The organism is Vibrio nomapromontoriensis (assembly GCF_050337205.1).
Lineage (GTDB): Bacteria > Pseudomonadota > Gammaproteobacteria > Enterobacterales > Vibrionaceae > Vibrio > Vibrio nomapromontoriensis.
The window spans coordinates 172,045-186,918 of sequence record NZ_JAKJSS010000008.1 but is presented as its reverse complement, the minus strand read 5'-3'; the positions used below and the strand labels follow the sequence as shown (position 1 = coordinate 186,918).

Genomic DNA, 14,874 nt, shown 5'->3' with positions numbered 1-14,874 from the left:
TCCTTACTGACTTAGTTGAATTGGTAGTTAACTTGAAGTGCGCCAATATACGCCGTGGAATCACCACTAAATTGCAACTCCTGACCTAACTTGTCGACTTCGGTAAATGATCCGGACTTTCCTTGAAGAAACGTCAAACCCACATCCACTGAAAGCGCCGAGCTCATTTGATAAGTGATGCCCGCTGAATACCAATAACGGTCTGAATCTGGGATGCTTAATGTAGCTTCACCTGCTTGTTTATCTAATGCAAAGCCCGCACGTAGTGTCCAATCATGAGTTAGATAGTGGGTAAATCCTGCCGAGTAACGGTTACTGTCTTCATAGTTTTCTTTTTTATAGAAGCACTCGCCGGGCACACTACCGCCAGTACAGGTCGGGGATGTCGCTTTAAGTTCTTTAAAACTACTCCACTCTGTACGCTGTAGTCCGTAATGAATCGCCCATTTTTCTACCACTTTATGATAGCCAGAAAACTCCCAAATCGCGGGTAAGGTCACGTCTAGATTCGCTTTAGTGTTGGGAGGCGTTGAAATGTTACTATCGTAACTGGAGAAATCCCCGTCTTCGAACGCAAGATCGATAGCCGAGCGGTACGAGAAACCGAAGCGGTGGTTGTTATTGACTTCATAAAGTGCACCAAGGTTCCAGCTAAACGCATAAGTCTCACCTTTCATTGAAATGAGCATGTCACTCGCAGAGCCACCTAAAAATGGTGCTAACGCGCCTTTATGACGATTTAGTTCTGCTTCCGCATAAACAAAGTTAACGCCACCACCGAGAGAGAAATGATCATTAATACGATAGGCAATGTTTGGGTTTAAGTTCACGGAAATTAGTGAAGTATCGCCAGCTAAGTCACCTGCATACGCATTGTCAGGGTAATCGGTTGCGACACCATAAGTACTAAACAGCCCAATTCCCCACGCCCACTGCTCATTGATCGGGCTTATATAATAGGCACCAGGCACAAGTTGCATGGGAGCCACATCTTTCATTTGTTGGTTGTTGGTTTCATCAGTAATGTTCACGTTAGGGTCGACGAGAGTGATTGCACCTGAAAACTGCGCATTATCAAATAACGTCATAGCCGCTGGGTTTCGAGCTAGCACACTGGCGTTATCGGCGACAGCACCCTCGCCTGAAAACGCTCTACCTAAGCCAGACGCAGAATGTTCGTTTGCTTGAAAGCCAGCGGCAAGTGAGGCAGGTGTGATAACCCCCAATATAATGGGCGTGAGGATCGCTCTTTTTTTCATTTTAAATTCCCTTTTAAACAATATTCTTAAACGAGCTAGTAACGGACTATTATCAGGTCGCGGAATATCTTCCCACCTATCATCGTAGTATTTGGAGATGAAGTAGGGCTTTTACTGATCAGACCAGTTGTTAATGTCATGTAAAATATTGGTAAAAGCAAGGTTAAAATTCATTAAGTGTGACAAAACGAATAGTAGTAACTGCGCTGGCGGGTATGGAGGTGGGAAGAAGAGAGGGTTATCGGAAAAGGCGGTGTAGGGAACACCGCACAAATTTTTGAGTGATGGAATCAGACAAATGTCGCCGAATAGACTAGGACGAAGCCATTAGTAATGCCTGTTAAACCCTAGGTTCTTTTACAGTTTGGGGCCTTAGTGGCGTACGCGGGTAATGTCGCAGCCTTGGCTTTGAGATCGTTGATTCGCGTATCGTGGGAAGGGTGCGTTGAAAGTAATTCAGGAGGTTGATTCCCCCCGGACGCTTTCGCCATGTTTTTCCACAAATCAACACTCTGTCGTGGGTCAAAGCCACTTTTTGCCATCAGTTCTAGACCGACAATATCGGCCTCAGATTCTTGAGTCCGTCCGTAGGGGAGGATTACCCCATACTGAACGCCGACACCAAGTGCTGCCATGGTCACATTTTGATACTGTGAGCCGCCTAGCGCGACGTTAGTAATTTGCATGCCGGTATTGGCAAGTTGTGACTGTGATAACCTTTCATTACTGTGGTCGGCGAGAACGTGAGCGACTTCGTGCCCGATCACGGTTGCGAGCTGGTCGGGTGTGACAGCGACATTAAGCAAACCGGTATAGACACCAATTTTACCGCCCGGCAATGCGAAGGCATTGACTTGATCGCTGTCGAAGACAACGACTTCCCACTCGGAAAACTCAGCTTGTGGTGGAACGTGGTCGGTAATGGTTTTCGCGACACATTGCACGTAGGCGTTGGTTGCTTGGTTAGTACTGATTTTTTGCTCTTTCTTCATTTGCTCAAAAGATTGTGCGCCTAACTGGCTCATTTGACTGTCTGAAAATAGAATTAATTGATTGCGACCAGTCGGTGATGATGAGCAGGCAGCGATGGAAGAGGTGATGATCGCGGCGGCGCAGACCTTTGCCCAAGTATTCATGATGTTATTACTCCTGTACATCCATGCTAACGCGCTCTGTTGCTCATGGTCAAAAAACAATTAATTGAACAGGGCTGCAATGAGCGGTGACTATGTTGATATTTGCCAAACGAAAGAACTCAAGGCATCATACTTTTCATTAATGGTTCTAAGTATAGGATTTAACAGTGAGTATTTGGAAGAAGAAACTCTCATTAGCTGCGCTAAATCGCACTTCCGAGAATACACTGATTGAACATTTGCAAATTGAATACACGGATTTTAGCGACAATTCATTGTCTGCCACTATGCCAGTATGCAGTTTTACTCACCAGCCATTGGGGATGTTACATGGTGGTGCCTCGGTGGTGTTAGCCGAAACGTTGGGTTCGCTTGCTGCGAACTATTGTGTCGATGAAAATCATTACTGTGTGGGATTAGATATCAATGCCAATCATGTACGAGCGATGCGTTCCGGGCATGTTATAGGCTGTGCAACGCCTATACATCTTGGGGTGTCTACTCAGGTATGGCAAATTAACATTACTGACTCTCAGCAACGATTAGTCTGCACGAGTCGTTTGACCATTGCGGTTAAAAAACACAAAAGAGTCGCATCATGATGGTCGAATTTAGTGGCGGTAAAGTGTTAATGACCCCTCATGAAATTGTGGTTCGCGTAACGGGTAATCATGTTACGTTGCAAGCCCAAGTGGATGCGGTTCAATTAATTTTGCCAGCTTGCGTCATTTCGGCCAATGGGGCGGAGTGCAAATGGTCCATTCGCCTAGATAATCAACAACAGCTCCAACAGATTGCGAATGAGACGGGAATCGAGGTTCTGTCTTTGTAACTTGCTAATTACCCTCTTAAAGGGGAAACTAATACCAAAGCCATTTCCTAAGTGTTTCCTCTTTATGAGTAGTCCTCGTCTTCGTAAACAGTTCGAAATTTTATTCGAACACTTCTCTGGTCAAAATGCTGAAACTCAGCTCGACGATGTCACCGAAATATTATTTTGCACCCGCCGTAATGCTCGTATTGTACTGAATAAGCTTGAAGAAGCGGGTTGGATTGAATGGCACCCGGCAGCAGGCCGTGGAAAACTCTCCACGTTAAACTTTAAGCAAAACCGCAACGATGTTAGTGAGACGCTGGCTCGCCGCTATTTAGAGGAAGGGCGAATTGGACATGCACTCAATGTATTAGATAAAGATACCAATCGACTTAGCAAAGTGATCCAAAGTTACTTAGGGGTAACACAGACCGATGGTAAACAAGTCATACGACTACCGTATTATCGTGCACTTTCTATGCTTAATCCGGCTAAACCATTGCGACGTTCGGAATTACATATCGCAAGGCAAGTATTCAGTGGTCTAACTAAGTTGGATGAGCATGATGAGATTAAACCAGATCTTGCCCACCATTGGCAGCAACTAAGCGATTGTCACTGGCGCTTTTACATCCGACCAGGTGTGCGTTTCCATAATGGTGAGTTGCTCACGTTAGAGCATATTATCTCGAGTATTGAGTCATTGAAAAGCTCAAGGCTGTTCTCCCATATTGATCACGTGGTCAGCCCATCACCTTGGGTATTAGATGTACACTTTTCACAACCTGACTTTCAGGCGGCTTTTTTGTTCGCAGAAATAAGCGCCAAAGTACTGCCGCCATTGAGCATGAGAAATGATGATTTTGATCGATTCCCTGTCGGAACGGGTCCTTATTGCGTCACCACAAATAATGAGAAACGACTCATTCTTTCTGCATTTGACGGCTATTTTGGCTATCGACCACTTCTTGATACCGTGGAAGTGTGGATTATTGATGAGCCTCATTCGACACTGGTATTTCCTACTCTAGCCGATCCTATTGCTGGGGCTCGTTCTGAAAAACATGATGATATTGAGCTCGATCCTGGCTGCACCTATTTACTGCTAAATAGGGTGAGTGGTCTTGCTAAAGATGATGTTTGGGCGCGTTATCTGACTAAAAAATTAACCTCACTAGCGGTATTTAAAAAGTTACCGGAAAGTACCGTAACGGACTTGGGGATCATCCCTGCCCATGGGTTAAAGCCTGGGTGGTATCATCAGCCAATACACGACGACCCTGTTGAACGTGTGAATATTCAAGAGCTTGAGCTCACAAGGGATATTAAAATTGCCTATTATTCTGAGCACCCTACATTCCCAGATATTTCACGCGCAATAGAAGAGCTGCTAAAGCAAGACGGTATTCGCACTCAGTTTATTCGCTATGGGCATGATGCTCCGGACGTTGAAAATGTCGATGTTTGGATAAGACCAATGGGTATTGCGACCAAAAGGGAAGAAGCGATTGCAAGTTGGCTATTGGATTACAGTGGTATCGAGTCGATGTCAAAGCCAGAGGACTTTTTGGCGTGGTCAACGTTGGTTGAAGAATGGCGAAGCCAAGAGGGTTACAAGTTTCCGGCGCAAGAAATAGCCAAGCTGTTAGTACAAAATTACCAAGTCATACCCATGTTTCACTGTTGGTTAGGTATCAGTAAAGATCATTGTGGTAGCCTGCAAAACGCCAAGTGTAATGCCCTCGGGTGGTTTGACTTTAGTCAGGTTTGGGTTAAACCTGACGAACTCATTTACCAAAACCACCAGATCACCAGTGACAACAATAAGAGAAATGAGTAATGGCGAAACCTAATAGTAAAGCGCCATCAAAATCAGTGGATGTGTTTTGTAGTAAATGTGGCGCCAAGCTTTATCGGTATAAAAAAGGCGGCAAGGGTGCGTTGGTAAAGTGTTTCAAAGAAAGAATTACCGAAGATCACACGAATAATTTAGGCGTTTGCCCAGGCTGTGACAGTGTGTTTGGGCGAGATACTTTAGTTCGCGGTACACCTGCTATTAAGATGGTAGGTGGTAAGGTCCGCATGAAATAAATTGGAGAAGTGTAGTGAAATCTAACGCGATAACCGTACTTACCACGGTGCCTAATGAGCAGCAGGCGAACCTTATTATTTCGGCATTGTTAGAAAAGCAACTCGCGGCTTGTATTCAAACGCAAGTGATAGGGAGTCACTATATGTGGGAGGGTAAAGTTTGCAATGAACAAGAGATTTTACTGATCATTAAATCCACTAATGAGGCGTACTCCAAGCTTGAGCGCCTAATTATCGAACTTCATGATTATGACGTGCCACAAGTTGTGGCGCTGCCTATAGAGGCGGGGTATAGACCGTACTTGAATTGGTTAAAAAGTCATGTAAAGCCGTAGTATGGCATAGTAATGTCGCTCATTTCTGAGCGACATTACTATTGTGTCGGGGCTGCCTATGCTATGAACTGCTCTTTAGCCCATGGCTATGATTGAGTGAGTTAACGGTGGCGTGTTAGAAAGAAAAACAAGAATAGCGACGCAATAGCACCAGCCGTATCACATAGCATGTCTTTTTGTGCATCCCATACATCCCCTTGTGAACCTAAGAACGCGATGCCTTCATCGCCCCCAGCCAAAACGGCATACCACCATTCTATAATTTCGTAAGCGGCAGCTAAACTCATGATGGCGAATAAAGCGAACAGGGCGGCAGGTATCCGATTCATGATTTTGTTTTGGTAAACATACTCTGCTATCGCAAATGCGTACAAGCCAATAGAGAAGTGCGCGACGCGGTCAAAATTATTTCGTTCAGAGCCAATCAACTCGTTAAACCAATCAAATGGGACTTCGGCAAAGGTATATTTTGCGCCAATCGTATGCAGCACTAACCAGATAAACATCAGTACGTAAGCGATGATAGAGAAAGTGAATCGACGGGAAATAAGCCAGATAAGTAGCAAAATCCCAATCGCAGGCACGATTTCTGCGATCCAGACGGCGCGAGAGTGAGGCTCGATTGATGAAAAGACTAAGATGAATGTATAAAGCGCAGTTAAAACCGACAGAATGGGGCGCTGAACGTGTGAAGGGGCCATACATTATCCTTATCTGTCACGATGGAATCACTATAGTACACTTTATTATATGGATGTGCGGTTTCTTACGAGCAGTTGGCACTGAACGTTGTACCTGTTGATTAGTAAAAGCGTTTTGTGATGTAGGTCACATTATTGTTGGCTATTACTGAAATAGACCCAGCAATACTTTGAAACTCCGCTAACTTTTTCTTAACATCGCGCTACAACAATAAAGATAAGAAAGTGAAGTCATGAAATTAGAAACTGTCGATTATCTAGCGCCAAACGCTCCGGAGTTATTTGTAAAATCATTACGCGAGACGGGATTTGGTGTACTAAAAAACCACCCGATCCCAAAATCTCTGGTTGAGTCCATTTATAAAAACTGGCAAGCATTTTTTAGTTCTTCTCAGAAGGAAGGCTATCAATTTAATGTAGACACCCAAGATGGGTATTTCCCGCCTAGCGTGTCTGAGGTTGCGAAAGGTCATGCGGTCAAAGATATTAAAGAGTACTTTCATGTCTACCCATGGGGGCAAATCCCTGCGGAGTTAAAGGATGAAATTCTGGATTATTACTCTCGCGCTAATGCCTTTGCTGAAGAGCTATTAGGCTGGGTTGAGTCGCATGCACCAAAAGATGTACAAGAAAAGTTCTCTATTGCACTGTCGGAAATGATTAACAATAGTGATAAGACACTACTACGAGTATTGCATTACCCACCAATGACTGGCGATGAAGAGCCAGGCGCTATCCGCGCGGCAGCGCATGAAGATATTAACTTATTAACGGTTTTACCCGCTGCGAATGAGCCCGGATTGCAGGTCAAAACCCAAGAAGGCGATTGGCTAGATGTGCCTTGTGATTTCGGTAACTTGATCATCAATATTGGCGATATGCTACAAGAAGCCAGTGGCGGATATTTCCCGTCGACCACGCATCGTGTGATTAATCCTACCGGTGAGAAGCAGACACACTCAAGAATTTCATTACCTCTGTTTTTACATCCTAAACCAGAAGTGGTGTTATCAGAGCGCTATACCGCTAACAGTTACCTGATGGAGCGCTTAAGAGAGTTAGGTGTAATCTAACTCGTAACTTGTTGGGTCGTATGAGTCTAAGCCAGTGAATAACTATCACTGGCTTTTTTGTGCTTGAACCCATCTAGAGTTAGTTGTTTGACGAGGTTGAATCGATACTTCGTTAGGTAACGTGTCTTTTAAGCTACGCATTCAATTTGGAGAAGTGCTAACATAAAAAGAGTGCATTAGGGAGTAAAGTGTTGACAGAGCAAAGAGATAGCGAAGTTCATGCCTTTAGAGCTGAGGATAATCCATTAATTTGGTCGGTGCTAAATCGTTTAGAAGCCAGCACGAGCAGTTGGAAGATTCATGTCTTAGCCTCGGAGCTAATGAATGATAATTTAATCCCTGTACTTGATGAGCGACCAGAAAAAGATCTGTTCAAGCGTAACTTCTTATTGATGAACGCTCTATATCAGCTACAGGCGATGTTGGTGCCAGAAAAGTGGCTGAACGTGGAGGCAATGAGTATTGAGCTACTGCCGTATGACATGTTGAACCACGGTATTTCACCCTCCGATCCATTACGTGAATACTACTTAGATTGGTCACATTACGAGGCGGATACTTTGGAAGTAAAGCGGTTATTGAATGATTTTTGGGATAGATATAAGTCACATGTCGGTGCAAAGGGCGTGACAATGTCACAAAAGAAAGCGTTCGATTTTTTTTGTCTGGACGAAACCGCGACAGCAAAAGAGATTCGTCAAGCCTGGCGCCGCAGCGCATTGAAATGGCATCCCGACCGTGATGGTGGGGATGCAGAACAATTTAAGTTGGCTTGTGAGGCGTGGTCGTTGCTTAAATAGTGACGAGAAACCAAAGCCGTTTATCTTGGATGTAATCAACGATTTTCGCTACTAACTCGTTTAACGCGGTTGACGCATTTTAGCGCTGCGTAGCCTATTTAATGCAGAAAGGGCATCAATAACACGGGGCTTGGCCAAGTCACCTGAATTAGGCATTCTTGAGCTCCAATCTCCCTCTAGCAAAGTGAGTATCGCTTTGGGTGGATGTTCGGACCAACCAGGTTGTTGCGCGAGTTGGAAGATTAACCAACCAATCGCATTCAATTCAGCATTGGATTCCAATTGTTCTAGCGCTTTTAGGTCGATAGTTTCTTTACCAAAGCGTAACGAGTTGCCGCCTTTTCCTGATACACGGAATTTGCCTTCCGCTAAAATCGACATTAAGTGCTCTGAATCAACATGACGTGGCGGAATCATCTCCAGTGGCTTTTCGCTCTCATTTTGTCGTTCACTAGGGTGCAACTTAACGACTTCTTGTGCTTTTTCTGTTACATCAATCGCCTGATAGTCATGCATCTGAATGACAGTGTTGGCAACATCAAGGTAGTCTCCTGAGCCGCCCATGACAATTATGGTGGAGATATCAAGTTCATCGCGCAATTGACCAACTCGATCAACAAATGGCGTAATAGGTTCGGCCCCTTTAGCGACAAGCGCTTGCATACGCTCATCACGAATCATAAAGTTGGTCGCTGAGGTATCTTCATCAATTAAGATGCCCGTTGCACCAGCTTCAATAGACTCTTGTAGCCACGCAGCCTGAGACGTTGAACCTGAGGCATCTTGAGTGCTGAAGTCACTGGTCTCTTTACCAAAGGGCAGGTGGTTGATGTAATTGCTTAGGTTCAAGTTGTGAATTGAGCGACCATCTTCTGCTTTGATTTTAGTAGCGTCAGTTGAGGTAACAATGCACTCGCGACCATCGCCAGGAATGTGGTTGTAGATTGAGCGCTCGATAGCGTTAAGTAACGTAGACTTACCATGGAAGCCACCACCTACAATTAAGGTCACGCCTTTTGGTACACCCATTCCCTTCACTTCGCCGTGATTAGGACGTTGCAGTGTCACTTCTAGTGAGGGTGGTGAAACAAATGCTATGGCGTCTTTCATCGGGAAATCACAGTTACCGGCAATACGTGGTAGCACACTGCCATTGGCAACAAACGCAATTAGGTCGTGTTCGTCTAGTTGACGGCGCAGTGCGTCTTGGTCTTCGATTACTTCACAGTGGCGCTTAAGCGCTTCAACATCGATTTCACGTTCTAGCGTACATTTACGAATATACTTTGGTAGGTGGAATGTCAGGATGTTCGAGGCTTTTTTGCCTAAGATATTTCGACCTTCTGCTGGTAGGTTAACTCGAAAACGTAACTCAATACCTTCATCACTAAAAACCACCGAGGTAGAATCCATAACGGTTTGGCCCGTTAATGTGACTGAGACACTGTTTTCTTGCTTGGCAAAGTCGGCAAAGGTACGCGCAATAAAGTCTCGAGCTGCCACTTGGTAGCTTGGCGAACAAGCTTTAAGCCATTCTAGGCCAGTTAATGACCACTTTCTGAAAGCACGAACTCGAGAGGCGGTGGCGTAAGGGTCGGATTGGACGTGATCAATATAAAAATCGAAATCAGTAAAGTCGTATTGGCCCTTGATTTGTTGGTAGGCTCGGTAGTTCTGTTTTTCAATTTTCTTTAGTTTGGCTATCAATTGATCCATGACGCAAATTCCGCATTTCTAGAGTTTGGGGCGCGATTATAGGAGCCGCGCTAGTGATGGTAAAGACATAAACGTCATTCTACCTACGAAGAAGCTGTTATTCCTTGTTTTTACGCATATTCGATGAGTTCCAAGCGTGCCTTTAAGCATAGTTTAACGAATGATGAAATTGCGGGGCATTGGATATTGTTTAATGAGTTGTCGTTCAAACACGTCGCGGGGCATAGGTTTCGCGTAGAAATATCCTTGGCCTATATCGCAGCGCTCTCGTTGAATAAACTCGTGTTGTGCTTCACTCTCAACGCCTTCAACCACGACTTGCTTGTTCAGTTTTTTCGCAATGGTAATAATTGATCGTAAAATGGCCTTGTCCTGTTTGCTATACAAAACGTTACTTAGAAATTCTTTGTCGATCTTAAGTGCGTCAAAGGGCAATTGTTTTAGGTAATTAAAGGAGGCATAGCCAGTGCCAAAGTCATCAAGTGCAAACATGACACCTTGTGCTTTGAGCTTTTCAATATTACTTCTTGCTACCTCGAAGTTATCGACTAGACAGCTCTCCGTTAATTCTAATTCTAGATTACCTGGAGGGAGTTCATGCTGAGTGAGCAGATCGGTGACTTTGTCTGCAAAGTCTAAGGCGCAAATCTGTTTGGCTGACACGTTGACAGATAAATGAAATTCAGGGGCAATTTGAATCCATTCCGAGGCTCGATCTATGGCGTTCCGTAACACGAAATAACCGACCTCGATAATGAGACCATTTTTTTCTGCCATGTGAATCAATGCTTCATTTGATACATCGCCCAAAACAGGGTGCCTCCATCGCAGTAAGACTTCAGCGCCAGTCCACTGTCCCGTGTCGAGGCTCACTTTTGGTTGGAAGTGCAAAATAAGGTCGTCATTTCGAACCGCTTGCAATAGGTAGTTCTCGAGCTGGTTGAACTCTTTTTGTTCAACTTGATCAGCATAGGAAAAGACGTTGACGAGAGTGCCTGACTCCTTACAGGCTACGGATGCTTGATAGGCATTATTAATAAGGTCAGTAGCGTTATTAGTATGGTAAGAGTTAGCTACGCCCATATAAGTGTGTAGATGAATTTCTTGCTGTTCAATGTTGAAGCCTTCACGAGCGACGCTAGAGAGGCTTTGGCATAAGTTGGGTAAAAACATGTCATCTAACGAGGGAACGATAGCTGCAAGGGCGATCTCTGTGGTGGAGATACGTGCAATATGGCTAATATGGGGGGTGTTTAAGTGGATCATATTTTCAAATTCATTCAATAACTGGTCAAAGGATTGATAACCAATACGCGCTTGTACACGCTCACCGTTAGTGAAATGAAGAAAAATGACCGATAGGTAAACTTTGCCAGATTTTACCGTGGTACTACGTAAGATGCGTTGAAGAGCTAATTCGAACCCAGCCCTATTTAGCATTCTTGTCGCGGGGTCATGGGTGACTTGAAACTGCATTTGTGTGCCGAGTTCGCTGTGCTGACATTTTAACGCTTCGACCATGGCATCTAACTGGGCTATTTTCTTATCTCTGCTTTGTAGCTGCTGTTGAAACTCTTTTTTTGCGTGAAAAAGTTCTTGAGTTAAACGGCGCTGCGATAAGAATGTATCTATTTGAGTTACCGCTAATCTGAGAAGTTGATTGGTCTTTTCTGCTGTGGGGCATACGGCAAATACACCGAATTGATAACCATGATGTGAAGCGGGTAAATACTGATAGTGTATATGCGTACAGTCATCAATAGAACAGAGCGGAGCCAATACTGCCTGTAGAGCAGCTTTCACCTCTGCGATTTTTGGCTTGGCTTTTTTTAGAGTGAAAGGGTCACATATAGGCTGGTGACTATCGTCCTCAGGGTGGTGAGCCCATTGAATAATGAGCTGCTTGTCCTTGATAACGCACCACCCAAAGCACTTAACTGAATGAATAGTCAGGTGGCTGTAGACGATGTCTGATAGTTTTCTATAATCAGACAAGTTTATAGGATCGATTACGATAGTGTTTCCTGTTCCTTCCATTACGGGTCACCACATCCTGTGGGTAGTTATCAACGTCAATCCGACAAATGATGACGTTATACGCAGTGGTAAGTATATGTAATGAATTGAAATGAAGAAAAGCGGCTTTCCCTAACAAGAGGAAAAGCCGAGGATACTGTTAATTCGTCTCAAATTTGAGAGTGGGAGATGTTAAACGACTAAACTAAGGTGTTAGTGTTTTAAGCTTATTTACGTCAGTCCGTTTAGTGTAATCAATGCCATCTAGTCCAAAACCATTAAGGTTTAAGAACTCTTGTTGGAAGCCGTCAAAGTCACCGATGTCTTTAAAGTTGTGCTCATTCATTTGACTTAAACGTTCAGAAACCAGTTGTTGAGTTTGTGGGTCTAATTCAAAATCGTCAACCCGTAGTAACCTCTCACCATCGACAGGCACGATGTCTTGACCATAAAGCTTAGTGCTAAACAGGCGCTGCATTTGTTCAATACAACCCTCATGCGTACCTTGCTCTTTCATGGTTTTGTACAGCGCTAATAGGTATGGCGTTAAGCCGGGGATAAAAACACTCGCTTTAGTGACGAGCGCCTTACAAACCGCAGCGTAAGCGTTGCCGTTAAAATGCGCGAGCTCGAGGTTGAGTGCATGGCTGGTTTGATGTAAATCAACCTTGGCTCTGCCTAGCGTACCATCAAGGTAGATAGGGTGAGTCACTTCTGGACCGATATAAGAAAAGGCAATGGTTTTACATCCATTAGCAATAGAATCGGTATTGATGAGGGTATCAATCCAGTTTTCCCAGTCTTGCCCGCCCATGACTTTAAGTGTGCCCTCAATTTCATCGTCACTTGCAGGTTCTAAGGTGGTATTTTCCCATTGCTGTGTTTCGAGGTTAATAATCGCACCAGAAACACTCTCTCCAATTGGTTTAATCGCCGAGTGCCAATAGTTGCCGTCTTCTTTTGTGCGGCGTCCAGACGCTAGACTATAGACAATGAGGTCTACTTCACCTTCAAAGTAGGTTTCTATCGCCTCAATGACTTGCTCACGCGTTTCAGTTGAATAGGCGTCACCAATAATGTTAATTGCTTGGCGACCAGCCTGCTGGGCACGACGTTTAAAGTGGATATTGTTGTACCAACCTGCAGAACCAACGCCCTGTTCAGAAGGGCCGTGCTCAAACGATACACCAATGGTATCGGCTTCTGCGCCACCAAATGTTAATGCGATGCGTGCCGCTAAGCCAAATCCGGACGAAGCACCCAAAATCAATACGCGTTTCGGACCATCTTTGATCGGATCTGCGGATTTTACGTATTCAATTTGATTATCGACCGCTTTTTTGCATCCTTCTGGATGGGCAGAGCGAGCAATAACACCGCGAATAACTGGTTCAATTATCATTAATTACAACCTATCTAAGACGATGATAAAGAATTAGGGTAACGTAATAATAATTAGTCTACATTGAGCTAGACCATTAAAAACGGTGTTTTTAAGGGACTAATCTGAGCAAATTAGCCCTTTAGAGGGAGGCTATATGGTCGGTGAGGCTAATTATTAACCATGTGTTTTCGTTAAAATCTATACATGCCTCAATATCAAGTTTAATGGTTCGCTAAGCGTCCGTCGTTTGATGAGTATATAGTTTATAGATAGGGTCGAACTTCATTAGCAACGGTCTCGGCTATAAATGGCTGAGCTTCGGGTTTTGGGTGTAGGCCATCGTCCATCATCCATTCGGGCTTGGTGATGACTTGCTCTAAGAAGAACGGAATCAAAGGGGTGGCACTTTGTTCAGCAATTTCAGGGTAGATAGCTTCAAACATTTTTGCATACCTTTTACCATAATTTGGTGGAATGCGAATCTGCATTAGCATAACCTTTGCCCCTGCATCTTCGCTCATTCGTATGAGTTGCAGCAGGTTGTTTTTTACGATGTTGGGCTGAAATCCTCTAAGCCCATCGTTAGCGCCAAGCTCGATAAGGACATAATCTGGTTGATGGCTGTCTAGTAAAGAGGGTAATTTGGCTAAGCCATTTCCCGTTGTGTCTCCAGATACACTGCCGTTCACTACGGAGACGGGGCGATCAGCCGTTGACAGTAAGTTTGGTAGCAATGTGGGCCAACTCTCTTCGGCTTTCATATTGTAACCGGCACTAAGGCTGTCACCGAGAATCAGTATTGAGGTGGCTTTAGCATGGAATGATGCTAGGGATAAAATAAATAAAACTATAAAGGAACGTTGCCAAATCATGAGTTCTTCCATCATAAAAGCCGAATCGGTATCAAAAGTAGTGTCTACGAAAACCGAGCAATTAACAATCCTAGCAAACGTAAATCTTGTCATAGATCGTGGCGAGTCGATTGCTATTGTTGGCTCATCTGGAGCCGGAAAATCGACGTTAATGACGCTACTTGCTGGCCTGGATGTGCCAAGTACCGGCGATATTGAGTTATTAGGGAAAAAAATATCAACACTCGATGATGAGGCGCGAGCAGAGTTAAGGAGCCAACATTTAGGGTTTGTTTTCCAAAGCTTCTTATTGATTCCAAGTTTAAGTGCACTAGGGAATGTGACTTTACCGTGTCTATTAAGAGGGGAAGCCGAGGACGTTGAAAAAGCAACGGCTTTGTTGGAGTCGGTTGGCTTAGGTCACAGGCTCGATCATCTTCCTTCTCAACTATCCGGAGGTGAGCAGCAACGAGTCGCTATTGCGAGGGCGTTTATGACCAACCCTAAAATTCTATTTGCTGATGAACCAACAGGTAATCTTGACCAAAATACCGCCCATAAAATAGTGGAGCTGTTGTTTAATTTGAACCAAGAACACGGTACGACACTTGTTCTAGTGACGCATGACCTCTCTTTAGCCAAACGATGCGATCGAGTGTTCCTTATGAACGCGGGTCAATTAACTGAGGATCACTAAT

General features: G+C 44.3%; 15 protein-coding genes. 8 read left to right on the top strand and 7 right to left on the bottom strand.

Annotation, left to right across the window (positions count from 1 at the left end; translation table 11 throughout):
• Positions 1-11 precede the first annotated feature (11 nt).
• The gene (locus tag L4D05_RS08690; RefSeq protein ID WP_428793667.1) at positions 12-1,259 is read right to left on the bottom strand and encodes an outer membrane protein transport protein; all 1,248 of its coding nucleotides are present in this window, start codon (positions 1,257-1,259) and stop codon (positions 12-14) included.
• 347 nt (positions 1,260-1,606) lie between these two features.
• On the bottom strand, positions 1,607-2,395 hold the full coding sequence (locus L4D05_RS08685; RefSeq protein WP_428793666.1) for a M48 family metallopeptidase: 789 nt from the start codon (positions 2,393-2,395) through the stop codon (positions 1,607-1,609).
• A gap of 167 nt (positions 2,396-2,562) precedes the next feature.
• On the opposite strand from L4D05_RS08685, the gene L4D05_RS08680 reads away from it, so the two are divergent.
• The 5 genes from L4D05_RS08680 to cutA all read left to right on the top strand — a co-directional run bounded on the left by L4D05_RS08680 (position 2,563) and on the right by cutA (position 5,635).
• Complete coding sequence (locus L4D05_RS08680) at positions 2,563-2,997, top strand: hotdog fold thioesterase (RefSeq protein WP_428751287.1); 435 nt, start codon at positions 2,563-2,565, stop codon at positions 2,995-2,997.
• Positions 2,994-3,227: a DUF3389 domain-containing protein gene (locus tag L4D05_RS08675; RefSeq protein ID WP_428793665.1), complete on the top strand. Its 234-nt coding sequence runs from the start codon at positions 2,994-2,996 to the stop codon at positions 3,225-3,227. Before L4D05_RS08680 ends, L4D05_RS08675 begins: the two co-directional genes overlap by 4 nt.
• A 64-nt stretch (positions 3,228-3,291) precedes the next feature.
• Complete coding sequence (locus tag L4D05_RS08670; RefSeq protein ID WP_428793664.1) at positions 3,292-5,049, top strand: SgrR family transcriptional regulator; 1,758 nt, start codon at positions 3,292-3,294, stop codon at positions 5,047-5,049.
• Positions 5,049-5,300 (top strand): hypothetical protein, encoded by a 252-nt coding sequence (locus L4D05_RS08665; RefSeq protein ID WP_428751284.1) that lies wholly within the window; start codon positions 5,049-5,051, stop codon positions 5,298-5,300. Before L4D05_RS08670 ends, L4D05_RS08665 begins: the two co-directional genes overlap by 1 nt.
• A 14-nt stretch (positions 5,301-5,314) precedes the next feature.
• Positions 5,315-5,635, top strand: a complete 321-nt coding sequence (cutA, locus tag L4D05_RS08660) for a divalent-cation tolerance protein CutA (RefSeq protein WP_428793663.1) — start codon at positions 5,315-5,317, stop codon at positions 5,633-5,635.
• Positions 5,636-5,736: 101 nt separating this feature from the next.
• Here the strand turns inward: cutA and L4D05_RS08655 are convergent, their stop codons facing one another.
• On the bottom strand, positions 5,737-6,336 hold the full coding sequence (locus L4D05_RS08655; protein ID WP_428793662.1) for a DUF2238 domain-containing protein: 600 nt from the start codon (positions 6,334-6,336) through the stop codon (positions 5,737-5,739).
• A 233-nt stretch (positions 6,337-6,569) separates the two neighbouring features.
• On the opposite strand from L4D05_RS08655, the gene L4D05_RS08650 reads away from it, so the two are divergent.
• Together L4D05_RS08650 and L4D05_RS08645 are read left to right on the top strand one after the other, a co-directional pair.
• Positions 6,570-7,409 carry an isopenicillin N synthase family dioxygenase gene (locus L4D05_RS08650; RefSeq protein WP_428751281.1) on the top strand — a complete coding sequence of 280 codons (840 nt, stop codon included), beginning with the start codon at positions 6,570-6,572 and terminating at the stop codon, positions 7,407-7,409.
• 188 nt (positions 7,410-7,597) lie between these two features.
• Positions 7,598-8,209 (top strand): DNA-J related domain-containing protein, encoded by a 612-nt coding sequence (locus L4D05_RS08645; protein WP_428751280.1) that lies wholly within the window; start codon positions 7,598-7,600, stop codon positions 8,207-8,209.
• 60 nt (positions 8,210-8,269) lie between these two features.
• Here the strand turns inward: L4D05_RS08645 and L4D05_RS08640 are convergent, their stop codons facing one another.
• From L4D05_RS08640 to L4D05_RS08625, 4 genes are all read right to left on the bottom strand, one after another.
• A complete protein-coding gene (locus tag L4D05_RS08640) occupies positions 8,270-9,925 on the bottom strand; it encodes a P-loop domain-containing protein (RefSeq protein ID WP_428751279.1) in 1,656 nt (551 codons plus the stop codon).
• Between the two features lie 153 nt (positions 9,926-10,078).
• Positions 10,079-11,962, bottom strand: coding sequence for a putative bifunctional diguanylate cyclase/phosphodiesterase (locus L4D05_RS08635; protein WP_428793661.1), 1,884 nt, complete (start codon positions 11,960-11,962; stop codon positions 10,079-10,081).
• Positions 11,963-12,146: 184 nt separating this feature from the next.
• Positions 12,147-13,343, bottom strand: coding sequence for an enoyl-ACP reductase FabV (gene fabV, locus L4D05_RS08630; RefSeq protein ID WP_428793660.1), 1,197 nt, complete (start codon positions 13,341-13,343; stop codon positions 12,147-12,149).
• A 245-nt stretch (positions 13,344-13,588) separates the two neighbouring features.
• On the bottom strand, positions 13,589-14,197 hold the full coding sequence (locus tag L4D05_RS08625) for an arylesterase (protein WP_428751276.1): 609 nt from the start codon (positions 14,195-14,197) through the stop codon (positions 13,589-13,591).
• On the opposite strand from L4D05_RS08625, the gene L4D05_RS08620 reads away from it, so the two are divergent.
• Positions 14,196-14,873 (top strand): ABC transporter ATP-binding protein, encoded by a 678-nt coding sequence (locus L4D05_RS08620; RefSeq protein WP_428751275.1) that lies wholly within the window; start codon positions 14,196-14,198, stop codon positions 14,871-14,873. The two genes, L4D05_RS08625 and L4D05_RS08620, sit on opposite strands and share 2 nt — an antisense overlap.
• Position 14,874 lies beyond the last annotated feature (1 nt).